We start from the raw sequence: 24,877 nt of genomic DNA, 5'->3' as shown, positions 1-24,877 counted from the left end.
AGGCATCGCCGAGTTACAAGGAGCCAGGACCCCCTGTGAAGATTCAATCGGAGATCGAAGCGTTAGAACGACTCGCTGCTCTGGACGCCATCCTGGCGGAAGTTGGGGAGCAGCTCGGCGTCGAGCGCGGCGCCCTGGAAGAGAAGCGCGGTCGCCAGCAGGAGCTGGAAGCTCGCATCGAGCGGGATCGCGGCGTGATGAGCGACATGGAGCGTCAGCGCGGCGAGAGCCTGCAGGAGATGCGGCAGATGACCGTGCAGGTGGAGCGCTCACGCGAAAAGCTCGCGCGTTGCCGTACGGAGCGGGAAGCCAACGCCGTGCAGCGCGAGCTGGAAGAGTTGCGGAAGCTGCAGCGAGACCGCGAAATCGAGATCCAGAAGCTGGATGGGCTGCACGACCAAGCCGCGGCCGACATCGCTGAAACGGAGAAGCAGCTGGCGGAGATCGCTGGCGAGCTCGGAGCCAGCGAAGGTGAGGTGACCACCAAGCTCGCTGAACTCGAGAAAGTCCAGGCGGAAAAGAAGATCGAGCGCGAGACGGTGATCAAAGCCGTGAAGCCTCAGATGTACCGCAAGTACGAGATGATCCGTCAGCGCCGGGGTAGCGGCATCGCCCACACCACCAACGGCAAATGCTCGGAGTGTCACATCATGCTCTTGCCCATGATGTTCCAGACGCTGCGTCGTGGTGAGAGCTTCGACCAATGCCCGAGCTGTCTGCGCATCATCTACTTCAAGCCGCCGAGCGCCCCCGGAGGAGAGGGCGACGGAGAAGCGGAAACCGAGGCCTGATTCCGTGAAGGCCTGTCCCGTTTGCGGTCGCCTGTATCCGTTGGATGCGGGGTTTTGCCCGGATGACGGCTCCCAGCTGGTGAGTGCCACCCAGGCGCCTGTCGCGTCCGACGATCAGGATCCGCGCATCGGGCAGATGATGTTCCAGCGCTACCAAGTGCGCCGTGTCGTCGCTGATGGTGGCATGGGGCGCGTGTACGAGGCGCTGGACATGCAGCAGCGGCGGAGCGTCGCCCTCAAGGTGCTGCACCAGGACATCGTTCGGGACGACGTGTCTGTGGAGCGCTTCAAGCGCGAGTTCGAAGTCTCCGATCTTTTGCCTCACGACCACATCGTCGAGGTCATCGACTTCCAAGCGACGCCCGACGGCAGCTACGCCCTGATGATGGAGTTCCTCTACGGTGAGGAACTCCGCGCAACGCTGAAGCGTGAAGGCGTACTGCCGCCAGCGCGCATCGTGCGCATGATCAGTCAGGTGGCGATTGGCCTCGACGAAGCCCACGCGCGCAAGCTCGTCCATCGCGACTTGAAGCCGGACAACATCTTCCTCTGTCAGACGCCAGAGGGAGACGTGGTGAAGATCCTCGACTTCGGTTCCGTGAAGGACAAGGCGGATAACGCGAAGAAGCTCACGGTGATGGGCACCACGATTGGCTCGCCTTACTACATGGCTCCGGAGCAGGCGCAGGGACTCGACACCCTGGATCAGCGTGCTGACGTCTGGGCGATGGCGGCGATTCTCTACGAGTGCCTCTCGGGCTCGGTGCCCTTCAAGGGCAACAACGGTCCAAGCATCTTGCTCGAGATCCTGACCAAAGAGCCCCCGCCGCCGAGCGTTGCGGCTCAAGGCAAGAAGTACCAGGTGCCGCCGACGCTCGATCCGGTGATGCTCAAGGCCTTCAAGAAGCAAGCGTCGATGCGCACTCCCAGCATGGGCGCGCTGGCAGACGCTGTGGGCCAAGCGTACGGCCTCAGCGGAACCCACCTCGACTGGGCCAAGCGCACCCAGGACGACCTCGAACAAGAGATTTCCGCGCGGATGCCGGAGCTGTTGCAGGCGCAGGTCGCAGGACCGGCGGATGGCATAGCGGACGGCTTCTTTGGCGATTCGGATTCCCTCGGCCTGATGGACGAAGCGATGGCGCAGGCCGCGCCGGGCGGTCCCATGGTCAATCTGCCGCCTCAACCCATGGGAGGCCCGGTTGGGGGCTACATGCAGGGCGGCTACGACGACGTGCCCCTAGGCGTGCCGAAGAACACCTGGCTCGTGCCCGCGATTGTCGGGGTGGTGGCCCTGCTGCTCGGCGTCGTGCTCGTCGTCGTGCTGGCGAGCTAGCGCTAGCGTCCCCGTCGGTGGACACGAAAAAAGCCGCGAGGTGAACTCGCGGCTTTTGGTGCTGAAGGAGGGAGTTGAACCCCCGACCCGGCGCGTATGAAACGCCTGCTCTAACCAACTGAGCTACTTCAGCGAGGGCCCGCGTATATGCGCGGCGAAGCCAAGTCTGTCAAGCGAGTTGGCGCGGCGCCGGCGCGACAGCGCTCGGAGTCAGCGAACCCGCGGTCGTCCACCGCGCCCTGGCCCATCGCGCCCAACAATCGGGTTCAGCGCATCGAAGCTCATGCGGATAGGCAACGGCGCAGCGAGGCCCTTCGGCGGCTTCCCAAACGGCGACGCGCGGCGAATCGCGCGAATCACCCCAGCATCGAACTCTGGCACGCCGCTAGGGCGCTCGACCCGGATCTGGCTGACCTCGCCTTGGGGCCCGAGACTGAAACGGATGATGGCCACGCCGCTTCGCCCCTCCGCAATGGCCCAGTCAGGGAACGCGTCGCGCCAGTCGATCTTGCGCTCTAGGTTGCGGAAGTAGGGGGTGAGGCCCACCGGGGTTCCACCTTGATACGCCCCACCGCCGCCGGCCGCCCGGGATCGCGATCCAGGGCCCTGGTCGCCGCCACTTCCCGGGCGGCCGGGCCCGGCTTGCCCGCCGGGCCCGTGGCCCACAGGGCCACCGGCGGTGGTCGCCTGAATCAGCGAACGCACGGCGCTTGCCACCTCTTGCTGGCTGTCCTGAGTGTCTTGGGGCCGCCCTGGGACGCGCGCTGGTACCGCAGCGCGCGCGCGAGGCACCGCGGGGCGCGCCAAGGCGACGCGCGCGCTCAGGCGGTAGTCCTGGCGCTGGCTGCCATCGCCGACACCCAGCGCTGTGCGCGCTTTATCGCTGCCTTCGACCTCACCGCCTTGCTGAGATAAGTTTCCGTATGGATCTAAATCGACACCCAGGGCGCCCCCTGCGACGCTGGACGTAGCGCCCCGCAGGTCGCCGCGAGCTGGGTCGTACGGGCTCGGCGGGCGCCGCTCCAGGCGCCCGCCTTTGCCTGTGACCACGAACGACAGCTGCATAGGGTTCGGAGTGGCCCGGCGGTCGTCCTCGGAGCGGCGCTTCTTGCTGGTGTCCAAGCGCTGCACCTGGGAGCGGTCGAGGCGATTGATGGGGTCGCGGTCTAGGCTGATACCATCGTCGCTATCAGAGAGGTTCACCGCCGGGTCGGACTCGGCGCTGCCCGCCTTGCCCGCACGCTCCCCGGCGACGTGCGCCTGCCTAGCGCCGCCGTTCAGCTCAGGAGTCGTTTCCTTCGGGATCTGTTGCTCTTTGCCGCGAGGATCTCCGATGCCGCTCATGCTCGGCAGCTCGAGGGGGGAGTCTTCGAGCTCGACTTGCAGCGGAGCCGGGGGAGGCGGCTTTTCGTCGTCGTCTAGCCCACTCAGGACGAGCCAGGCTCCGCTGCCGAGCAGCGCAGCGTGAAGCAAGAGCGACGTCGACAGCGCCCCGGTCAGTCGCCAGCGCGGCTGCTTCTCCGTCGGCGCCCCCATGCTTCAAGCGTGCCCCGATAGAGGCCCCTAGGCCAGGGCAGCGCCTCCGAGCGGCGACAGGCCTGCGGCGTGTGCGAGGGCGGGGCCCAGGCGCCTACAGGCGTTTTGCGTGGTTTCTTCGGCGATTTGCTGCTCGCTTACACCGCGGAGCTCCGCCACCCGTCGCGCTGTGTGCACCACGAACGCCGGTTCGCAGCGCTTGCCGCGCAGGGGCACTGGCGCGAGGTACGGGCTGTCGGTCTCCACGAGGATCCGCGAAGACGGAGCCCACGCCGCGACCTCCTGCACGCTCTTGGCGCTCTTGAAGGTGACGATGCCTGAAAATGAGACGTCGAAGTCCAGATCCAGCGCGCGTTTGGCAAATGCCAGATCCTCGCTGAAACAGTGGATGATGCCGCCCACGTCTCGCGCACCTTCACTCTCCAAGATCTCGAGGGTTTCTTCTGGAGCGCTGCGGGTGTGGAGCACGAGCGGCTTCTTCACGCGCTTGGCCAGCTGAATGAAGCGACGGAAGACCTCCGCCTGCTGCTCCCGTGGCGACAGGTCGTAGTGGAAGTCGAGTCCCACCTCACCCACGGCGACGACCTCCGGCCGCGCGAGCACCTCTTCGATGCGCGCCTCGAGGCGCTCGCTCGTCTTTGCCGCGTCGTGGGGGTGGACGCCAGCGGTGGCAACGATTTCGCTGCGCTCGTTGGCGAGCGCTAGCGCCTCCTCCAGCGCTTCCTCACCCCCAACCCCGATCACGACGAAGGCTGCGACTCCAGCGCTCTTGGCGCGGGCAATCAGCTCGTCGGGTTGACCTTGGCTTGCGTGTTGGTCGAGGTGGCAGTGAGTATCGATGAGCACGTGTCCTCCGTACGACGGCCGATCGAGGCTCAGACTTCAGTTTCAGTCGGGCTTCGGATCTGGCGCGGGTCGGCGGGGAAGGTAGCGGAGCACCAGGCCCAGTGCCAGCGAGGCAAACAGCATCAAGAACTCCCGGCGCTGAGCGCCGTGGGCCACGAAGAGCAGAGAAATCAGCGCAGGTAGCGCGAGCCAGAGGTGCGCTCGGCGTAGCCCACGGGCGCGTTGCCAGGCCAGGCGACACAAAGCGAGCAAGCTCACCGCGAACTGACCCAGCACCGCGAGGCTCGCCAGCACGAACAGGCTCTCCAGGCGGCCACTGAGCACCAGGGCAAAGCTCACCACCAAAGTGACCAGCAGCGCGGGTAGCGGCACGTTACGTGCGGAGTGCTTGCCCACCCAAGCGCCGAGTCCCTTTGGACCCGCCAGTGCCGCGAGGTAACGCGGTGTCATCGCGAACATGCCGAACGCGATGCCCACCGCGGAAACCTGGGTGCCGAGGGACACCACGTAGTCAAGGCGTGGGCCACCCAGAGCCCGGGCCGCGGCGACGAGCGGCGCCTCGGCCTTCGACACATCGGGCAGCGCGGCGACTGCCGTGGCGTGCAACCCCATGTAGAGCAGCGTGACGAAGCCGAGGGACGCGACCATCGCGAGGGGTAAGGTGCGCGTGCGATTGCGAATGCTTCCGGACGGAACCGGCAAGATCTCGAAGCCCTGAGTCGCGAAGAGCGCCACAAGCATCGCTCGCAGCCAAGAAATCGTCGGCGCGGCCCCCGTGGCTACCTCACTCGGGTTCGGGGGGGAGGCTGACGCTGCCGCTCCGCGCCACACCAACGCGGCGCCCAGGCCGAGCAAGGCCACGAGGGGCAATAGCTTGGCGATCGTGAGGCCGTTCCAGACGAAGGCGCTGAGGCGCAGCCCAGCGGCGACGAGCGCGCCCAGGACCACGATGGAGAGGCTCGAAAACACCCGGGCGCTCGTGGGACCAACGAAACCCAAGTAAGGCCCGAGGTATTGCCCCAGGCCACTCACGACCGCCGCGGTGCTGAACAACGCGGAAACGAAGCTGATCCAGCCGACGGCATAAGCAACCTGGTTGCCGAACGCCGCTTCGGCCCACACGAAGGGCCCGCCGTCCTTCTCGAAGCGAGCGCCGAGCAGGGCGTAGCACGCGGCGACCGGCGCGATGGACAGCGTGGTCAGTGCGTACACCCAGGTACCGGCGGAGCCAGGGACCAACCCCGCAACCTCAGCGGGCGCGAAGAAGATCCCGACGCCAACCATGCCGTTGATGCCCAGGGCGCACAGGCTCCAAAAGCCGAGCTCCGGTGCGCGCTGGGTCATACGTGGGACGGCTTGGATGGCCGCTTAGGCCAAGAGCTCAGCGAAGCGCGCCCGCGCGAGCGCGGCGCACGCGTCGGTGATGGAGCTGTCCTGGTAGCCGTACAGCTTCTTCATACGATCGATGGCTTGGAGCGCGGCTTCCGAGCGCGCGCTGTCGAGCCCGGCGCCGCCGTCCTTCAAATACACCAGCATATCGCGCGCCAGTTTGGCGACCGCCACTCGGCGATCGTTGAACACGGCGTCTTGCATTCGCTTTAGTTCCGCAGGGAACACAATGGCGTTGTCGATTGCGTCGCCTGGGTGGTCGATGGCAAAGGCCGCGATGCGGTTGATCAATGCGTGGCGTTGCGCTTCCTTGGTGTCCTTGCTGTCGAGCAAGGCCTCCACCTCGGCCATCAGTCGCTCATCGGGCTCTTCGTAGTTGCCGGTGAGCGGGTTACGGAGCTTTTCGCCCTTCACCCAGTAAGACACATGCGTCACGTAGCGGTCGAAGAGGTCGTTGTAGCGCTGCTGATCGACGAGCCCGCTGGCGATGCGCACTTCGTCTTCCAGCGTGTCGAGCAGCCGGTCCTTCAGGTAGGCACGAAACTGCTGATGATCGTGGTAGCCGCCGGATTCGCGATCCACCTGTAGCCAGGCGAACTCGCTCGCGCGCTTGCACAGCTCGTCCAGTTCGTCCAAGACCGCGAACGGGGAGAGGCAGCTGTAGTGCGGGCTCTGGGCCGCGTCGAGCAGCACGGTGCGCATCTCCCGCGGGCTGGCGCCAAAGCTGCCCTCGTACTCGATATCGTTCTCCGTTTCCGCGTAGATACTCGAGATGGCGGACTTCAGGAGCTTGGCCGACTCCCCGCTGAGTCGCTCAGGGGAGATGCCATCGGCGTACAAATCGAGCTTCTCAGCGGCCTTGAGGTCGCCGATCAGGTTGGCCAGCTGGTCGTGGTAGCGGTCCCGATCCGGTTTCCGCAGGCGGGTGAGCACCGCGAACATCGCCGCGACCTGGGTCGCGTGGGGAGCTACGTGGCATTTGATGCGAGGTACGATTTGGTCGTCGTAGATCGACTGCTCGTCATGCCAGCTCATCAAGTACGGAGCCTTGATCAGCTCGAAGCGCCCACGGAAGCTCTCGAACTCCGGGTGCTCACGGAACGCACGCAAATGCAGCTCGTTTCCGCTCGCCATCATCACGCAATTGAGCGCGACGTTTTGGCTATTCAGCGCAACCTCGCCTGTTTCCGCGGTGATCTGCAGGTACTTGAAGGCGTCGATTGGGCGCTTCAAGAGATCGGAGAACTCGAGCAGTCCCCCCGCGGCGTCGATCAGCTCACCGAAGGCCTGGAACAACGGGATGCTCTGGAGCGACGGCGGCAGCGCCGCCAGGGAGCGATCCGCCGTGAGCTGGCGCTCCCCGGCGTCGACCGACAGCTGCGGCCCGAGGGTCACGGCTCCGACCCGGTAGCGCCGGGAGATGAAGTAGCGCTCGATCTGCACGTGACGGAGCACTTCAGCCAGATCGCCATCGTAGCTCGCCAGCAATGCTTCGAACACCAGCCGCGCCTTGTGTGACGCGCTGCCGCTCAGGAGCCAGCGCGGCGGCTTCTGATCGGTCTTCGCGAAACAGTGCTCGAGGATGCGGCGGCGATAGGTCTCCGGCAGGAGCAAGAGTGGATGGTCCCGCACTTCCATGTACAGCCGCGCGTCGACCTCGTCGTCTGCCAAGTGCGCGAAACTGTCCTGAGGGCCGCGCTCGTTGCTGCGCTTCCGCCCGGAGAACCCGATGGAGCCTTTGATGCGGCTCTGACTCGGGAACACCCAGTGGAAGCGATAGAGTGCGCCTTCGTCCAGGGTGGAGTAGTGCTCGAGCGCCCGCATCAGGCAGGCGGCGACGGTGCTCTTCGCGGAGCCGTTTGGCCCGTGGAGCAGCACGACGCGGTTCGGGCGCTCCTCGCGCACGAAGTTCGACAACGAGCGGTACACCTCGAGCTGCACCGCCTCTTGGCCAACCAGGGCCTCTCGCCGCTCTTCAGTATCCTCTAGGAAAGGGAGGTCGAAGAGTGAATAGCGGGTCTGCTGACCCCACGGTTTGTCGATTTGCTGCGCGCCGTAGTGGTCGAACATGTCTCGCATGTAGCCCGCCGCGCCTCGCGAGTGCCTCAGCGGGTCGCTGGCGAACAGCTCGACGAACTCGCCAAAGGACAAGATACGGCGGGCCTGCTTGAAGCCCGCCTCCATGTCGGCGCTGATGCGCTCCAGCTGCTCCAGAATGTTCCCCTCGGACATACGCTTCAGGTTAGGGCCCGCGCATGGGGAAGTCGATCGATGATCGCGGAGACCCCCGCGAGGCGGGCGCCCTGGTTGGAGACGGGGCTACTTTGCCTCGAATTTTAGGCTCAGATCGCGCTTCTCGATGCGGCATTGGTCGCTCGTGCAGATCGAGAACGCGAACTTACCGCTCAACGTGTGAACACCCGGCGTGGTCGCCTTGAAGGGGATCTTCATCACTACCCGGTCGTGGCCAATCGTTGCTTGGTCGCTCGTTACCTCGGGAGTGCTGAACTCGAGGCCCTCGCTGGCGGCGCTCGTGAACTTGTAGGGGTACTTGTCGTTGCACTTGAACGGTTGCTTGCTCAAGAGTTCGACCTCCGCCGTCGCTTCACTGCCAACGGCGACTTCGCCCGTGCGGATCGAGAGATCGAAGCCGGCGTCCTCGACGTGGTCCACTGGCGTCTCGGAAGTCGAAGCCAGCGACTGCGGTGGCGCCTCTGCGCCAGTGGGATTGGCTTGGGGCGCGTGCGGCTCAGCCGGCGCGCCCCCACACGCAGCGAGCAGCAGCGCGCCGCATAGCCAATGGGCCCGAGTCAGCGGAGTCAATGAGAGGGAGAGACGCGGAGAGGCTCGCATGTTGCCGAGTGTAGACTACGTCAGCCTTGCGAGCCCGCGAGCCTTGCTCACCTGCGGCGGCGGCGGAACCACACGAGGGGTGCCGCGAGCGCGAGCAACCACGGCGCGCTGGGTGCCGAGTCCTTACCAGGCACGCTGCAGCCACAGCCGCCACCGCCTGGATCGACGTTGCCACCGCCACCGCTGCCTTCGTTGCCGCCATCTACACCCGCATCGGGCATGTCACCCTCGATGATGCACGCGCCGTCGGCGTCCACGGGCAGTGGCTCCGCAGCACCGAGCATCTTGCCCTGCTCGAGCGGGACGTCGAGGTTACCGGTGTTGCGATTGTCGTGGTGGAAGCTCTCCCACTGCACCACGCCGTCGGAGCGGCCCTGGGTCTTCCAGACGTAGAGCCAGCCGTCGCGGGTGCTCGCCGTGACTTCGAGGCCGCCGTCGCCAGTGAGATCCGCTACCAAAGGCGTCGTCATGATCCATTGGCCCGTGAACTTCGGCCAGCCCTCGGGGGAGCGCCCGCAGGCGTCCCAAGCGTGGAGGAAGTAGCCCGCGCTACCCGTGATGACCTCGGGGTAACCGTCGCCGGTCAGATCCGCGATGGCCTGACTGTTGAAGAACGTGAAGTCCTCCAGGATGCGCGGGCTCGCCGGCAGCATGCGCCCGGTCTTGCCGTCCCACATCGAGAGCAGCTGCTGAGCCTTGGCACCATTCGGCTGCGAGGCGAGCAGCGTCTGCGCGAGGCTGAGGGAGCCGCCAGAGCTGACCACGTCGGGCACGCCGTCTTGATTCAAGTCGCCCAGAGACGGCTGAGCAAACAGCGGGAACATGGTGTCTGGAGCGACGGCGTCGCTGTTGGCGCCGAAGATGCTCGTTGGGGCCAGGCCCCGTTTCTCGGTTCCATCCTCGTTGCGGATTGGCAGCGCGTTGCCGGGCGTATCCGCGAGGTTCGCTTGGGCACCAGGATCCGTCGGCAAGATCAGCGGCGCGCTCACGTTTCCGTGCATCACGCCCTCGGGTTTGCCGTCGCCATCGAAGTCCGCCGCGACCGGAGAGTTCGTGGTGCCCTCGGCGATGACGGGGAAGAGGTTGAATGAAGTGAGGGAGATGGGCCAGTTGCTGAGCCAGGGCTTCTCGCCAATCGCCGTGCCTCGGCCGTCGATCAGGTAGAAGTTGCCCGCGTTGCTGCCGTTGCCGATGCGCTCATTCGAGCCGGTGAGCACATCAGGGATCCCATCACCCGTGAAGTCCGCCACGGCTGGGGTGGTGAACACGCGGTTGTATTCGGGAGAGCGATCGTCGTGCAACGCGACGGGCCAGCCAGGCAGCATGCTGCCATCGGGCTTGAAGATGTAGATCTTCCCGTCGAAGCCCGACTGAACCACGTCGAGCTTCCCGTCCTTGTCCATGTCCTCGAGCACGGGCGAACCAAACGCGCCGCGCGCGATGCGCGTCACCGTGTCCATACAAGGTCCGGGCGGCTGCGAGCCGTCCAAGGGGCAGGAAGGGATGTCGGGCATGCGCACCGGCCAGCCACTCACCGCGCTGCCATCCGCGTGGAACGCGAACACGGTACCGGACCAGGTCGAGACCACGATTTCCAAGCTGCCATCGCCGTCCAAGTCGCCGATCGCCGGTGACCCCACGATAGACTCTCGGGCCGCATCCATGTTGATGCCGGAGTTTGCGTTCGCGTAAGCCGGTGCCGCGCGGTAATCGGGCCTGCCGGCGACGCCGTCCAGGCCATCGAGTGGCTTCACGGCGACGGGGAACCCGGAGAGCATGCTCGGCGCCGCGCCGCTCAGGTCCCAGGCGTAAATCTTGCCGTCGGCGGTGGCGAGCACCAGGTCGCGGACACCGTCCCCGTTCAGGTCGGCGGCCTTGGGTGACGACTCACCCGAAGCCCCCATGTAGATCGGGAAGCCGGGGAGCAAATCCGGGTCTGAGTGGATCTGGTAGGCGCGACGCAGCTCACCCGTGATGTCACCAATGGCGCCACCATAGTGGGCCGTGGCGCGGATCCGTACGGTAATCGTGCGGTCGTTCTCCCCCAGGGGACTGTCCACGTCGCGCTCGTGGGTGATGTCGAGGCCACGCACGTCGAGCTCGGCCAACGGGCTGCCATCCGTGGGGAAAGCGGGTCCGCTGACATTGTCCATGCCGCCGAACTGCTTGAACTCGCTGTCTAGAGGCTGGACGCCGGGGGCCCACTCCGCCACGTAGTCGAAGCTCGGCGCGCGGGTCTTGATCGTGCCTTTGATCGCGACCGGGGCGCTCAGCTGGTCCTCGTACAGCGTCTCGAACCAGAACGGACGCACGATGTCGACATCTGGTGGGATCTTGCCGTCGCGCACGGCTTCCACCGCCGCGTTGACGTTGATACGTCCGTAGCCGAAGCGCTGGTCGAAGCCAGGCTGAGACCAGAAGTGCCGGGAGCCCGGTTCGCGGGACTCTGGGATGTCGATGTCGTCCGCCGTCGCAAACAGGATCTGCTGGAGCTCTCCTGGCGCAAGGGGCGCCGTTCCTGCTTCGAGGGCCATCGAGTGCATCAACCCGGCGATGCCCGAGGTGCGACCCGTGGCTTCGCTGGAGCACCCGGTGCCCGAGGCTGAGAGGTAGTTCTGCGCCCCGAAGTTGGTGCAGGTGTTGAACGCCAGGAAGCTCTCTGCCGTGGTGCTTTGCTCACCGCTGCCGAGCATCGTGATCGCGTGCACCGGCATCGTGTGGTTCGCCGCCGCGGGCACGTTGTGGTGACGTGAGTTCTCGTCGGCCATCGACGCGACCACCACCACGCCCTTGCCCCAGGCGTAGTCGAGCGCGCTTTGAGCGTAGCCGCTCATGTTGATCGTACCGAGCGCCTCCTGGACGACCTTGGCGCCGTTGTCCGTCGCGTAGACCACCGCCTGACCGAAGTCTTGAACGTCCGCGATGAAGCTGTCGCCGACTCGCAGAGGCACGAAGCGACACAGCGGGCAGACGCCGATGTCGCCCTGCCCGTTATTCCCCGCGGCAGTGGAATCCCGCGCTTCGCCCGTGCCGTGGCCGTAGCGGGTGTCGTCGTAGGGGTCGTTGTCGTCCTTCAGGAAGTCCCATCCGGAGATGTCGTCGGTGTAGCCGTTGCCGTCGTCGTCGATGCCATCGGAGAAGTTCAGGATCAAGTCACCGGCATCGAGCACACCGTTGAGGTTGGCGTCGCCTTTGGGGCGGCCATCCGCTGCGTCCGGGGTCAGGGTCGGGTCGTCGGCGTAGTCAGCCACGGTCACGATGCCGTCGCCGTTGCAGTCGAAGCCGGCGATGGAGCCTGTGCCTCCGCAAGCCTGGCCTTGTGCGTCGAGAGGCTTGTGGGAGGCGAGCTCGCCCAGATTCAAGTACGCCTTCTCGATCAGATCACGCTCGTCCCACTTGATGCCCGAGTCGAGCACCGCGATCAGCACATCGTCGCGACCGATCGTGTGGCGCCACGCCAAGTCCACGCTCATTCCGCTCGCGGTTTCTTCCGCGCGGATTGGCGGGGCGCCCGGCGAGCGATCTGGGATGAAGGAGTAGTATTGCCACATGCCCTTCTTGCGGTCCGCCGGCTTCTGCGCGGCGACGTAGCCATAGCCCGGATCATTTGGCCAGTTCTGCGGGTCCTTCATGTCGGCTTTGGTGGCCGACGGTGGCGGGGGCCAGGCCGCGGTCGCGGTGTTGTCGACGCCCTGGAGCAGCACGGCCAAAGCGACACCACTCAAGATGGTCAACGGTCGGCGTAGGCTGCGTCGGTTGGATCCGCGGGGAGAAGAAGAGGGACCGGGCTTCACAGAGTTCGAGCGCATGAGACAAAGACCTCGTTCACTGACGACCCCGAGGCGGGGGGTGGCTAAGCGACCCGAGCGTGAGCGGCTCGAGCGTTCGTCGCTCCGGAGGGTAACACGTTGGCGCCTCTAACCGAACGACCGTTTGGCGAAAGTGGCGCTTCCCGCTAGTACCGCAAGCCCTTGAGATTGCATTGAAATTGTGCGCTGCGTCAGAGCGCGGGTCGCTGGTTTTCTGCGAGTCAGCGGACCACCGCCGTGAGCCGCGGCTCGATCAGGGGGTGAGGGTGCAATCTCCCAGCGCTGCCGCGAAGCGTCGACGCGCAGTCAGCCGAGCCGAAAGAACGCCGCTCCTCCCCCCAAAATGAGAGGCGCCCGGACGCTTGGATGGCGCCGGGCGTTGCTGCTGAGTTCGTCGTCCAGGCCGCCTCCGCGGCTTGGTGAGACTCAGTATTTGCCGAAGAGATCTTGGATGCGCGTGTCGAGGGCGATCGCGATCTTGTACAAGCTGGAAATCGAGGGGCTCGACTCCGCGCGCTCGATCTGACTGAGCAGTGAGATGCTAAGGCCGGTGCGACGGCTCATCTGCTTGAGCGTGAGCTCCTTCTCTTTGCGCATGCCGCGAATCGTGTCGCCGATGATCTTATGGAGTTGCTCCTCCGGCGTGCGCGCGAGGCCCTTCTTGCGCATCACGCGCCCGAGCACCTCGCGGAACTCGTCCACGTTGAACGGCTTCTTGATGTAGTCGACCGCATCGAGCTTCATCGACGCGACCGCCGAGTCGAGGTTCGGGTGAGCCGTGAAGATCACCACCGCGATGTCGGTGTCGATGCCGCGGATCCGCCGCAAGACCTCGATCCCGTCGAGCTTCGGCATCATCAGATCGAGGATGATGACGTGGTAGTCGCCCTGGCGGACCTCATCCTCGACCAGAGTCGGATCGGAGCAGGTCTTGACCGCGAAGCCGTCCTTCTCCAGCAGGGTCTGCATGTATTCGCAGATGGCGCGGTCATCGTCGACGATGAGGATGCGAACGGCGGGTACTTCGATCGGCACGATAGAACTCCTCGCACCCTCTGGGCCGCGCTCCGGCGCGGGTTCCGTGTGGCAATACTGCACGCCCTGAGGGATTGCAGTGAGACTATAAACGAAACCAGGTTGCAGTGGTACTAGATTCGATCCTTCGCCAGGGGCAAGGCTCGAGGTCCCAGGTGCAAGAATAAACTGCAATTGTTACAGGCGGTTAGCCAGCTCCAGGGGCACCGTACCGTCGCCTGACCAGCCGGCCGTTTTGGGGATTGGCGCGCCCGGAACGGGCAGGGTCAAGCGCGCTTCAGGGCTCCACCGAAGCTCCAAGTGTGGCCCGTCGGGCCAGGCCTCCTCAGCTAGCTCGCTTGCCGCCGCGTGCCGCGCGCTTGCCTGGCTTGGATTTCCCTGGGGATTTTTTATGGTCCGCCCACGGAATTGGGTAGGTGTACTGGGTGTACGGGTGCTCGGACTTGCTCTGTAGCTCCAGGTGCCCGACGAGCAGCGAGGGGCTGATGGTGCTGACCGGAAGGTACCCAGACTCTGCGCCGCACTGGGCGTTGTCTACGTAGTAGTCATTACCGGCGGCTACGATCGAGCGCACGGCGTTGAGCGGAGTGCCGACGAAGTTGACGCCCCGGATGAGCTCTTCGCGACCGTCTGGGAACACCCGGGTTGCCAGGTTGATGTCCCCGAGAAACGCCTGGAAGTTGTAGCCTTCGGTGGCGGTCTCCCCGCCGTCGGCGCGCACGATGCGGATCCCGTAGGGCACGCCCTGGCGCTTGATCTCTTCGACCAGACGCGCGCGCAGATCCTCCTTGGACAAGCCCTGGTGGCTCTCGACGACGGTGACCGCCATGCGGCTGATCGCGCGTTGGTTGAAGCGGCTACGCCCGTGGCCGTTGCTCTTGTGGCGCTTGTCGATACCCGCCCTGGAGGTAAGAAAGCCCTTCAGTACCCCATGGTCGATGAGCGTGGCGCGTTGCGCTGGCACCCCTTCGTCGTCGAAGCGGTAGTGCCCCACCAGGGACTGCTGCTCGAAGCGGTCCAGGCTCGCGTCGTCGTACATCGAGAGGAACTCGGGCAATACCCGTTGCCCCACGGTATCGCGGAACGTTTGACCTTCCCCTGGGGAGAGCAGGCGATTGCCTTCCAAGCGGTGCCCCAGCGCCTCGTGGATGAGCAGCCCCGCGGGACCCGGCTCGAGCAAGACAGGGCCCGAAAAGCTGCGAACCACAGGCGCTTTCGCCAGCTCTCGAAGCAGCTTCACCGTCTGCTTGATCTCGTCGCAGAAGGACTTCAGGTCCGGTAGCTCGCTCGGGTCCGTGACGTAGCGAGTCACCGTCCAGGGGAAGGCGTCGCCACTGTCGCTGAGCAGCCATAGGTAGGCGTCGAGGGAGTAGTAGCCTTGACACTGCACGACCCGCGCTCCTTCGCTCGACACGAAGGTGCGCACCGACTGGCGGCACTGAAACTCGACGTGGCTCGTCTTCACGTCGGCGTAGGCGCGCTGGGTCTCAGAGGCCTTCTTCACGAAGCGCGTCCAGTATTCCGAGTCGACCTCCGGCAGCGCTCGCCACTGCAGATCGACGCGCGGCTCCCGCTTCTCGAAGGCGGGCAGATGGCGACTGGTGTTGAGGTAGGTCAGCTCGTCAGCCTTCTTGCGCAGGAAAGCTTCCATTGCCTCGCGGTAACGCGCGTCGGTGAGGCGCCACAGCGCGTGCCGCACGCCGTCGAGATCGCCGCCAAAAGGCAGGTCGACATAACTATACGACTCCTCCTCTGTCGAGTTGTCGTTGAGCCCGCCTTCTTGCACCTGATCGTAGCGGTAGCCTCCGACGCGCACATCGGCGAGGCAGTCGCGACGGCGGTACGACCCCTGAGTGTGCAGGGCGCCGTAGCGGGCCTGGATGCGCCAGATGCGCTCGTCACGGACCAGGTAGGAGATGTAGTAGGGTTTGGGCTCGGTGTGGCGGCGGAGATGGCTGAGCGCGCGGTCGACTTCGCTCGCCATCATGTCGCAGAGCTTCTTGGTTTCAGCTCGCTGCATGTTCGTATGGATCTCTCAACGGGCGCGCCGTTCGCTCGGCGCTTCCCCACGCAGTTCGGCCACGGCTGGAAGTTGGACCGAACCGACGGGGGGCGGGGGTTCTAGCACGTGGGCTACACCCCGGGCGGACCGAAGCGCTGCTTTGGCAACTGGAGGCGCCGCTGAAGCGCCCAGGGTTTTCCCACGCCAACCTGTCGGCTGCGGTCGACTTTGACGCTGTGGCGCGCGGTGTGACAGATTTCGCCCGTGATTCGCGTGTTTGTGGCCGACGACCACCCTCTGGTGCGCCACGGCGTGGTCGAGGTGCTGCGAAGCACGCAGGGAATCGAGATCGTGGGGGAGGCGGATGATGGCCTGCGGCTGTTGAATGCACCGACGCTCGCGGAGGCCGACGTCCTGGTTTTGGACCTTTCGTTGCCCCGCATGAGCGGATCCGAAGTACTGCGCCGCTTGCGTGTCTCGCGCCCAAGCCTGGCGGTCGTGATCCTCTCGAGCCACCCCGAGGATCAGTTTGCGGATCGCGCCTTGGCTGATGGCGCTGCCTTCTACGTCTCCAAGGAGAAGCCGCCGAGCGTGCTCGTGCAGGCTATCCGTGACGCGGCCGACGGCCGCCGCGCCTCACGCACGCCAACGCCGCCGGGTAATAGACGAGAAGCGCGTCAGAAGTTGTCTCGCCGCGAACACCAAGTCCTCACGTTGGTGGTGTCGGGACGTTCCGTCGCGGAGATCGCCGCCGAGCTGGACGTTCAGTCTTGCACGGTGTCGAACCACCTCGCCAAGGTTCGAGACAAGCTTGGCCTGCAGACGGCGGCGGATATGGTGAAGTATGCCTATTCCGTGGGGATATTGGTTTCGCCGCCTGACGCTGGCGAGCCTGTCCGCGAGGATTGAGGGACCTCGAGCGGCGCGCTGGCAATGACCGTGGTTCCACGCCCCGCCTCGGACTCGAGCGTGAGCTGCCCGCCCAACGCGGCGAGCCGCTCTCTCAGACCTAACAAACCGAGCCCGGAGGGCGTGGACGCGGTGTCGAAACCCCGACCGTCGTCCCTCACTCGGACCTCGAGCATGCGGCCTTCAGCCCGCAGCTCGATGTGGATGCGCGATGGCTTGCCGTGGCGAAGCGCGTTCGTCGTCGCTTCCTGGAGCACCCGAAACAGTGCGAGCGCGGGGCCTGGGTCCAAGCGCTCCGCCAGGCTCTTCGCTGTGGCGTCCGCGGTCAGCTCGAGGCCGATTCCGCTCGCGTCTCGAGTGCGCCGGACGTGCCACTCCGCGGCAGCAACCAGGCCGTGATCATCGAGCACCCGCGGGTGCAGCTGTGACAGAAACGTGCGCACCGTCGTGAAGGTGCCGTCGAGCAACGTGCCCATGTCCTCGACCAAGTCCTGGGTCGCGCCGTCGGGCTCTGGCAGGCGGTCCACGAGGCGAGCCATGGTGTAGCGCATCGCGGTCAGGCTCTGCCCGACGTCGTCGTGGAGATCCCGCGCGATCCGCCGGCGCTCGTTCTCTTGCACGGTCGCCAGATGAATCGCCAGATCTCGCAGCCGCTTGGTGCGCGCTTCGACCGTCTCGGCCAACGAGTTACTCATGGCAGCTAGCCGGGCGTTCGCTGCGTCCAGCTCGCGGCGTTGAAAGAAGGAACGCCGAGTGACTCGATAGCCAACCTCACCGATCACCGCCGTGAGCACCGCCGCGAAGCACGCGAAGCTCGTCTGCATGGCAGCACCAGGCACCGACCAGCGCGCTGGATTCAGTAGAAAGTACCCGCCAATCAGCGCTCCCGCGGCGCTGAGTGTCCACGCCAGGCGCGGCTTGAAAGCGACGGGCGTCAGCGCGAACGGAACAATGCCGAGCAATGCGTCGGAGAACGCGTTGTGATCCCGCGCTGGGATTTGCCCTAGTGAGTAGCCGAAGGTTCCGAGTAGCAGCGTCAGGCCCAAAGGACCCACGAGCAGCGCGTGCCTTCGCAGGCTGCGTGAAAAGACCAAACCGAGCAGCACTCCGAGCTCGATCCCGATGGCACGCACCCGAAGCCAGAAGAAGCCTTGGACGTGCCCCGGATCGGGTAGCACGAAGCTGTCGAGCGGCCACCAGAGTACGGTCGCTACCAGTAGTAGTCCCGCCCCGACCACCGACAGCTGCGTGACCCAAGCGATGCGGTAGCGCAGGAAGGCGCGTTCACCTCGAGTTCCTCCTGACTCGTCCACCCGCGGGAGCGCGCTGCATCGGGAACGCAGCTGTTCGATCAGCGTCATTGGAGCCTTGGAGCGTGTTGCTGTGTGGAAAATATGCCGAGGACCGGACATCAGGGGCACAGGGAAGGGTCTTTGCTCAGCGCTGTCGCACAGGCCGCCTCCTCTGCCGCGCACTCCACCCCGAAACACTGAACCACCTCGTAGCTGGTGGTGCCGTCGTCGCAGGTGCAGCAAATTCCCTGACAGTCGCTGGCAGACTTGCACTCGTCGCCTGGGTTCCCACCGTTCTCCAGATCATCAGGGCACTGGCCCGAGTCCTGGTTGATGACGAGTTGGTCGTCACACACCTGATCTTCGTTGTCCTGGATCGCTGCGCAGGCGGCTGCCATGTCTGCGCATTTGCCGTCGATGCACGCGGCGCCGACGTAGGGCAGGTCGGTTCCGCCATCGCATGAGCAACACACTCCAGCGCAGTCTTTCGCGTTCCCACACTCTTCGCCGGCAGCAGCTCCGCCGGGTAGCGAGCTTGGGCAGCCTCCGGTCGTCGGATCTCGACCCCAGGCGATGGTGTCGAGGCCCAGTTCTTCGGCCAAGCTGCTGCAACCAGAGGCGCTGCTGCCAACTCCGAGGCTCATCAGCAGCGCACAGGCGTAGCGCGTCCAGGGTTGGACGCGCGTCTTACTCGGACCGTGGATCGACCGGCTCATGGGGCCTCCTTGGCGACAATGAAACAGCCAGCGTAGGAGGTTCGCCGCGCGGCCTACAAGCTGGCCGAGGCTCAAGAAATGTTTGGGTCCGGGCCGCCAAACCGGAGGTTCCATGGGCGGAGTTGAGGCAGCGCCGAAACAAAAAAAGCTGCCAAATTGGTCAAAAAGTTGCGCTCGAAGCGGAAGCTCGTAGAAGAAACCCTAGAAGATGCGGGGATCTGGCGGCTGCTGTGGGCCGACCGGTCGGAATCCTGGTTGATTCCTGTGGCGTCTGGGAGAGGGTAGTGCACACTCCGCTGCCCGTTCACCAAACGGGGCGTCGCGCTTCGGGTACTCTCAGGATGAGATTCACCCGCGGATTCACCTCCGAAGCGACGTGAGCATCGTCTAGATTCGTCCCGACCCCACACTCCGAATGATCCGCTTCCCCCACTCTTCGAGTTCCGCCTGGATCGTCGATCCGCGCTAGCTCTGAGGAATAGTGGGCTCGTCCTCGCTGGCTCGCGGAGGACTGGATCGGCAGCACGCATCAAACCAACGAGAGGTTCGCACGTGGCAACCAAGAGTACTTCGACCAAGAGCAAGGCCCCGAGCAAAGCGACGAAGTCGAAGGCTACCTCAACCACCGGCGCAAAGAAGAAGGCAGCGAGTCGCGTCAAGGCCGACGCAGAAGACACCGCTGACGACGACGCGCCGAAGAAGGCCAAGGCCGCGAAACCCAAGGCTGAAAAAGCCGAAAAGAAGCCTGCAAAGGCCGCTGGGGCCGATGACGACGATGGCTTCGGTGAGGCTGAGGGCGCTGCACTGGATGCAGCTGGGGATGATGTGTCCGCGGATGACGACTTTGCCGATTCCGAACCGGCACCTCCGCGCGGAAACAAATCCAAGGCAAACGGCAAGGCAAAGGTCGAAGCCGCTGAGCCCGGGGGCGACGATGACGACGACTTCGACGCACCTCCTAAGGGCGGCAAGTCGGCTGGCTTCATGACCTACGACGAGGTCAGTGACTCGCTACCTGACGACGCCGACGGTGGAGACGAAGAGCCCATGAGCCTCGACTCCGAGGGCGGTGAGAGCAGCCCCAGCGACTTGCCCCCGCAGCCCGAAGAGCGCCGCAAGCGCCGCACGGAGAAGGAGCCTGCGAAGGCCTCGAGCAGCGATGATCCCGCGTTCGGCCGCTCCAACGACCCCGTGCGCATGTACCTGCGCAAGATGGGCAGCGTGGCGCTGCTCACCCGTGAGGGCGAGGTCGAACTCGCCAAGCAGATCGAAGAGGGCGAACGGCAGGTGCTCGAGGCGATCCTCAAGAGCCCGATTGCCACGCGGGAAATTAGCCGCATCGGCGAGAAGCTCAAGACGCACAAGATCCGCGTCAAGGACATCGTCAAGGACGCCGAAGGGGAGGACCAGGAGTTCGACGAGGAAGAAGCGGATCGCCGGATCCTGCGCCTCATCGACCGCGCCAAGCGCCTCGGCAAGAAAATCGACGACCTGAACGCAGAGCGTCCCCAGGCAGCAGAGGCTCGCAAGAAGCAGATCGATAAGGACGTCGATTCCGCGCGGAAGGAACTGATTCGCGCGCTGCAGGACATGCGCCTCAACAAGAAGACCATCGATGGCATCGTCGGTAAGCTCAAGACGCTGATTCAGCGCATCAAGAACGCCGAGGCCAAGGCTGTGAGCTTCGAAGAGCGCGAGGGCGTTAGCCGTCCCCAGCTCAAGAAGGCCCTCCGCGACGCGCGTGAAGACGTGGACGTAGCTCGTGACCTCGCGCGCAAGCTCAACGTTCCGCCGGAGAAGCTCGATGAGATCGAGCAGTCGCTGCGCGCCGGGACCGAAGACGGTGGCGAGGACATGAACGTCAACGTCAGCGCGCTCATGGGCGCGTACGACTCGATCCGCCGCGGAGAGCGCATCGCGGAGCGCGCAAAGGCCAAGCTCGTCGAGGCCAACCTGCGCTTGGTGGTGTCGATCGCCAAGAAATACACGAACCGTGGTCTTCAGTTCCTCGACCTCATCCAGGAAGGGAACATCGGCCTGATGAAGGCCGTCGACAAGTTCGAGTACAAGCGCGGCTACAAGTTCAGCACGTACGGCACGTGGTGGATCCGTCAGGCGATCACCCGCGCCATCGCCGACCAGGCGCGCACGATTCGTATCCCGGTCCACATGATCGAGACCACGAACAAGCTCATCCGCACCTCTCGCTACTTGGTCCAAGAGCTCGGCCGCGAACCGACGCCCGAAGAGATCGCAGCCAAGATGGAGCTGCCGCTCGAGCAGGTGCGCAAGGTCCTGAAGATCGCCAAGGAGCCGATCAGCTTGGAGACTCCGATCGGCGAAGAGGGCGATAGCTCTCTCGGTGACTTCATCGAGGACAAGAACGCGGTGAGCCCGGCTGAAGCCGCGATCAACACCAGCTTGGCGGAGCAGACCCGCGCGGTGCTCAAGACCCTGACGCCCCGCGAGGAGAAGGTGCTTCGCATGCGCTTCGGCATCGGCGAGAAGAGCGACCACACGCTGGAAGAAGTGGGTCAGGACTTCCAGGTGACCCGTGAGCGCATCCGCCAGATCGAGGCCAAGGCGCTCCACAAGCTGAAGCACCCGAGCCGCAGCAAGCAGCTGAAGAGCTTCATCGAGAACTGAGTCCGTTTCCCGCACTGAAAAGCGCCCCCTTCATCGGGGGCGCTTTCGTATCAGCAGCCCGCTTTGCGGGCGTGTTGCGTGCAGTCGCCCGCGTTTTCGCGCGGCGCCGGGTTGTTTGGCTTCGTCGCAGCACATTTGAGCGTCTCCCGGCAGACGCGACACCCCCTGATCGCGCTGAGTGTGCTAGCAAAGCCGCAAGTGTTGGGGACTCGGGGGCTACTGCCAGCGCGCACGGTGCGCATTCCTCCGAACCTCGTTCGTGCGCTTTGCGTCACACTCGGTACGCTCTGGTTTGTCTGGGCGCGGCCAGCCCACGCGGAAACGACGACGCGTCCGTTGGTTGTGCACTTGAGCTGGCAAGCTCCGAGCGAGTGCCCCGCTGAGTCTGCGGTACGTGCGCCAGTGGAACGCGCGCTTGAGCGCAAGGTGTTTGGGGAGCGACTCAAGGCGGACCGCGTGGTCTACGTGGCGCTCTCCCCAGAGTCTTTTCGGGGGGGCAAGCCATCGCGCTACCGCGCGGTGCTGGAGGTAGAGACTCCGGGCGGCGCGCGGCGAGGACGTCGGGAGCTCCTCAGCGACGGCGCCGACTGCAGCGAGCTTCGGGAACCGCTTACGTTGGTGCTCACTCTGATGGTGGACGCCGAGCTGAATCAGGCGGCTCTCGAGCAGGAACCTGGTGCCGCAGGGAAGCAAGATTCGTCGGCTGCGCCGCCGCCGTCGCGTCCACCGCCCGAACGGCGTCCACCCTCACCCCCGAAAGAACGCGCGCCGGCAGCGGATCCTTCACGACTCAGGTTCGAGCTCGGGGCCGGTGGGCGCCTTGGTTTCGGCTACCTGCCCAAGGCCGCCGGTGCTGGCAGCGTAGAGCTGGGGTTGGGCGTTGCCAGTAGTGCGGGCTTCATCGAAGCGCGACCCGGGCTCGCGTATTGGTTTCCTCAAGAGAGCGTCGATGACGGCCGCGGAGGGCGTTTCCGTGGCTGGTCGTTCGTGGGTGAGGTCTGCATCGGGCGCGCCGAGTTTGCGTTGTGCCCCGGCGTCGAGCGCCTAGAGCTGACCGGTGAACCCGTGGGATTGGATTTTGGTGGCTCGAGTGATTTGAGCGCGAGCTGGGGAAGGCTCGGGTTTGCGTGGGCGCCGAGGCTCAGTTCTTGGCTGGGCGTCCGGATCGAAGGTCACGCTGGAGTCGCGTTCACTCGCGCCCGGTTCGTCTACGAAAGCGCCAGCCAGGCCCCGATTTTGGTGCACGAAACGCCTGATTTGGCGGCGGGTATGAGTCTGGGAGTTTTTTTTCCGATCGCTCCATAAAAGGTCGGGTGCCGAGGGCACCTACTTTACGTGACAGCTGGACCCAGCCTCTTGGCAGCCGTGAGCCTCGAAGCTAGAGCGACCACGCAAGTGAGCGTTCACGAGGTGATCCGCGCCCACGGACCGTACGTCGGTCGCAGCCTGCGTTACCTGGGGGTGTCGGAGGCGGACCTGGACGATGTGGCCCAAGAGGTGTTCTTGGTGGTCCACCGGCGTCTCGTCGATTTCGAGGGGCGCAGCACGCTGCGCACCTGGCTCTACGGGATTTGCCTCAAGGTCGCGTCCTCCCATCGCCGCCGTGTGGAGCGTCGCCGTGAAGCGGGCCTGGCCGAGGCGCCAGAGGAACCGGTAAGTGGCGGCCAACAGAGCGCTCTCGAGCGTGCGGAGGCGAGGCGCCGAATGCTGCTCGTGCTTCAGGACTTGGATGAGGAGCAGCGTGAGGTGTTCGTGCTGTACGAGATTGAGCGCTTGGCGATGAAGGACGTCGCCGAGCTGCTCGAGTGCCCGCTGCAAACCGCCTACTACCGGCATCAGACCGCGCGGAAAAAGGTTATCGAGGCCTACCAGCGCATGGCCGCGGAGGAAGAGCTATGAGCGCCCTACAAGACCCGCCTCGCCTGGCGGAGGCTGAAGACGTGCCCGCAGGCCTGAAGAACCTGATGGAGGACTCGCACAAGGACGTGCTCTCCCAGGCGCAGGTGCTGGCGATCGCGAGCGCCGTGTCCCGCGCCACGGCTGGTGCCAGCCTGGCGCCGGTCGCGCTGAAGACCGGTGGCGGGTCGTTCTTCAAGTGGCTTGGCGGAGCGGTGATCGTGGGTTTGATTGGCGGTGGCGCGTACCTCGGCCTGCAGCGTGGGCCAGCTCCCGCGGAGCGTGTGAGTAGCCCAGCCGTCGTCGCGCCGCCGGCGGAGCCGGTGGCCAGCGTCGCCCCGGTGGAGGCGCCCGCTGCGAGTGCAGCAGTCGAGGAGGCGCCTAAGCCCCGCGTCGTGACGCCTGCAGCGCCCGCTGCGCCGAAGGTAGACGCACCTAGTTCGCTAGAGGCGCGTAGCGCCGTAGAGGCGCCTAGTGCGAAGGCGCAGCTGCTCGAGGAGTCCCGTCTGCTGTCCGCGGCGCGTGCCGCCCTCGCGACGGATCCCAAGAAAGCGCTGGCGCTGACCGAGCAGCACCGAGCTAAGTTTCCGCAGGGAACGCTGGCCCAGGAGCGCGAGGTGATTGCGATCCAGGCCCTCGGCAAGCTCGGCAACAAGAAGGATGCCGATCAGCGCGCCGATCAGTTTGGGAAGGACTACCCGGACTCGGCGCACAAGGATCGGGTTCAAGGCAAGTTGGGGGACAAGCCTTGAAATTTGGTTCTGCCAGTCTGCTGCTCGCTCTGAGCGCCGCTTGCCTGGTTGCCTGTTCAACGCAGGAAGCTTCCTTGGGCGGCGTTTCCAAGGGACCCGTGTCTGGTGCGGGAACCGGAGGCGGCGGCACGGGGGGCGTCGCTTCAGGCGGTGCGGCGGGCAGCTCCAGCGGCGGCGCCGCGGGCACTGCGGGCAGCGCTGGGGCTGGCGGCACGACACAGATCGCGTGCGAGCTGTCGATCTACGACGTCAAAGGGGAGTGGCACGGTTGGAGCCACAAGAACGGCCCGGCGACCGTGTTCTTGAAGGACGACGGAGTCTCTTTCTACTGGGAGGTCCGCACCCCCGAGGCACTCGCCGGTTGCGTCCGCCTGGACACGATGTGGGGCTGGTACACCATCGACCAGGACCGCGTCGCGATCGAGCTGGGTGGCGGAAACTCTCGCACGGAAACGTGCGACGATCCGGAGAACAACGTCGCGGATCATGAACTCACCGCCGACCAAGTCGACACCTACCAAACGGACGACTGGGATCGCGGATTGTACATGACCAGCGATGGCTACCTGATGCGCGGAACTGGCTTCTTGCGCGACGAAGGGTGCCCCCCGGAACTGTACGGTACCTGGCGCGGGACCGAAGCCGAGCGCGACGGAAAGGTGAACCATTACATTCACCGCTGGTCACCAAACGGCGACTATTTCGAGTCACGGGTGACCGAATTTCCGCTGGGTTACCCGGATCCGTATCGCGAAGGGTGCACCGAAACCTACGAGGCTTTGGGCAACTACTCGGATTTGGGAAATCAGCGTTTCCTCGCTGCGTATACCGAGGAAACGATCGGGCGCACTGGCTGCGTGCAGGCGGGAGGCAATCAAGCCCCCGCGGTCAAGTCGGGCGCCAGACCGGACCAAGAGTTCTACTACGACCTCGATGCTGCTCGATTGTTTCTGTACGGCGACAAGTGGCGCCGCTGAGACCTTCGAACCAGCAGTTACCGGGCGGCAACGGCACCCAAGCTCTGCAAAGCAAACACCTGTTCGACGCCCCGACCTCTTAGCCTGACCCG

18 protein-coding genes and 1 tRNA gene are annotated in these 24,877 nt (G+C 65.1%); 8 read left to right on the top strand and 11 right to left on the bottom strand.

Translation table 11 applies throughout. The features are described from left to right. The first annotated feature begins 35 nt into the window (after positions 1–35). Both H6718_00955 and H6718_00950 read left to right on the top strand, forming a co-directional pair. Positions 36–791: a hypothetical protein gene (locus tag H6718_00955; GenBank protein MCB9583931.1), complete on the top strand. Its 756-nt coding sequence runs from the start codon at positions 36–38 to the stop codon at positions 789–791. Between the two features lie 4 nt (positions 792–795). After that, positions 796–2,127 carry a serine/threonine protein kinase gene (locus H6718_00950; GenBank protein MCB9583930.1) on the top strand — a complete coding sequence of 444 codons (1,332 nt, stop codon included), beginning with the start codon at positions 796–798 and terminating at the stop codon, positions 2,125–2,127. Positions 2,128–2,183: 56 nt separating this feature from the next. Here H6718_00950 and H6718_00945 read toward each other — a convergent pair. The 9 genes from H6718_00945 to H6718_00905 form a co-directional block, all read right to left on the bottom strand. Beyond that, a tRNA-Met gene (locus H6718_00945) sits at positions 2,184–2,260 on the bottom strand. Positions 2,261–2,337: 77 nt separating this feature from the next. Continuing rightward, positions 2,338–3,663, bottom strand: a complete 1,326-nt coding sequence (locus tag H6718_00940; GenBank protein ID MCB9583929.1) for a TonB C-terminal domain-containing protein — start codon at positions 3,661–3,663, stop codon at positions 2,338–2,340. 27 nt (positions 3,664–3,690) lie between these two features. Then, the gene (locus H6718_00935) at positions 3,691–4,509 is read right to left on the bottom strand and encodes a TatD family hydrolase (GenBank protein MCB9583928.1); all 819 of its coding nucleotides are present in this window, start codon (positions 4,507–4,509) and stop codon (positions 3,691–3,693) included. A gap of 42 nt (positions 4,510–4,551) precedes the next feature. Further along, the gene (locus H6718_00930; protein MCB9583927.1) at positions 4,552–5,853 is read right to left on the bottom strand and encodes an APC family permease; all 1,302 of its coding nucleotides are present in this window, start codon (positions 5,851–5,853) and stop codon (positions 4,552–4,554) included. A gap of 24 nt (positions 5,854–5,877) precedes the next feature. Continuing rightward, positions 5,878–8,082 carry a serine protein kinase PrkA gene (locus H6718_00925; GenBank protein MCB9583926.1) on the bottom strand — a complete coding sequence of 735 codons (2,205 nt, stop codon included), beginning with the start codon at positions 8,080–8,082 and terminating at the stop codon, positions 5,878–5,880. A 135-nt stretch (positions 8,083–8,217) separates the two neighbouring features. Beyond that, positions 8,218–8,751: a hypothetical protein gene (locus H6718_00920; GenBank protein MCB9583925.1), complete on the bottom strand. Its 534-nt coding sequence runs from the start codon at positions 8,749–8,751 to the stop codon at positions 8,218–8,220. Between the two features lie 47 nt (positions 8,752–8,798). After that, positions 8,799–12,560, bottom strand: coding sequence for a VCBS repeat-containing protein (locus tag H6718_00915; protein MCB9583924.1), 3,762 nt, complete (start codon positions 12,558–12,560; stop codon positions 8,799–8,801). Between the two features lie 426 nt (positions 12,561–12,986). Further along, on the bottom strand, positions 12,987–13,595 hold the full coding sequence (locus H6718_00910; protein MCB9583923.1) for a response regulator: 609 nt from the start codon (positions 13,593–13,595) through the stop codon (positions 12,987–12,989). A 325-nt stretch (positions 13,596–13,920) separates the two neighbouring features. Next, positions 13,921–15,615 carry a hypothetical protein gene (locus H6718_00905; protein ID MCB9583922.1) on the bottom strand — a complete coding sequence of 565 codons (1,695 nt, stop codon included), beginning with the start codon at positions 15,613–15,615 and terminating at the stop codon, positions 13,921–13,923. A gap of 246 nt (positions 15,616–15,861) precedes the next feature. Between H6718_00905 and H6718_00900 the strand changes: the two genes are divergently transcribed. Next, entirely contained in the window at positions 15,862–16,506 is a 645-nt protein-coding gene (locus H6718_00900; GenBank protein MCB9583921.1) for a response regulator transcription factor, read from the top strand. Here H6718_00900 and H6718_00895 read toward each other — a convergent pair. Both H6718_00895 and H6718_00890 read right to left on the bottom strand, forming a co-directional pair. Further along, positions 16,446–17,867 carry a sensor histidine kinase gene (locus H6718_00895; protein ID MCB9583920.1) on the bottom strand — a complete coding sequence of 474 codons (1,422 nt, stop codon included), beginning with the start codon at positions 17,865–17,867 and terminating at the stop codon, positions 16,446–16,448. The two genes, H6718_00900 and H6718_00895, sit on opposite strands and share 61 nt — an antisense overlap. A 50-nt stretch (positions 17,868–17,917) precedes the next feature. After that, positions 17,918–18,514, bottom strand: coding sequence for a hypothetical protein (locus H6718_00890; GenBank protein MCB9583919.1), 597 nt, complete (start codon positions 18,512–18,514; stop codon positions 17,918–17,920). Positions 18,515–19,066: 552 nt separating this feature from the next. Here H6718_00890 and rpoD point away from each other — a divergent pair. The 5 genes from rpoD (at position 19,067) to H6718_00865 (ending at position 24,785) form a co-directional block, all read left to right on the top strand. Next, positions 19,067–21,160, top strand: coding sequence for an RNA polymerase sigma factor RpoD (gene rpoD / locus H6718_00885; GenBank protein ID MCB9583918.1), 2,094 nt, complete (start codon positions 19,067–19,069; stop codon positions 21,158–21,160). A 402-nt stretch (positions 21,161–21,562) separates the two neighbouring features. Next, the gene (locus tag H6718_00880; protein MCB9583917.1) at positions 21,563–22,465 is read left to right on the top strand and encodes a hypothetical protein; all 903 of its coding nucleotides are present in this window, start codon (positions 21,563–21,565) and stop codon (positions 22,463–22,465) included. A gap of 30 nt (positions 22,466–22,495) precedes the next feature. Continuing rightward, entirely contained in the window at positions 22,496–23,059 is a 564-nt protein-coding gene (locus H6718_00875) for a sigma-70 family RNA polymerase sigma factor (protein ID MCB9583916.1), read from the top strand. Further along, a complete protein-coding gene (locus H6718_00870) occupies positions 23,056–23,808 on the top strand; it encodes a hypothetical protein (protein MCB9583915.1) in 753 nt (250 codons plus the stop codon). Before H6718_00875 ends, H6718_00870 begins: the two co-directional genes overlap by 4 nt. A gap of 98 nt (positions 23,809–23,906) precedes the next feature. Next, positions 23,907–24,785, top strand: coding sequence for a hypothetical protein (locus H6718_00865; protein MCB9583914.1), 879 nt, complete (start codon positions 23,907–23,909; stop codon positions 24,783–24,785). Positions 24,786–24,877: the final 92 nt, after the last annotated feature.

The organism is Polyangiaceae bacterium, assembly GCA_020633205.1.
Lineage (GTDB): Bacteria > Myxococcota_A > Polyangia > Polyangiales > Polyangiaceae > JAHBVY01.
This window is presented reverse-complemented; position numbering and strand designations above follow the sequence as displayed.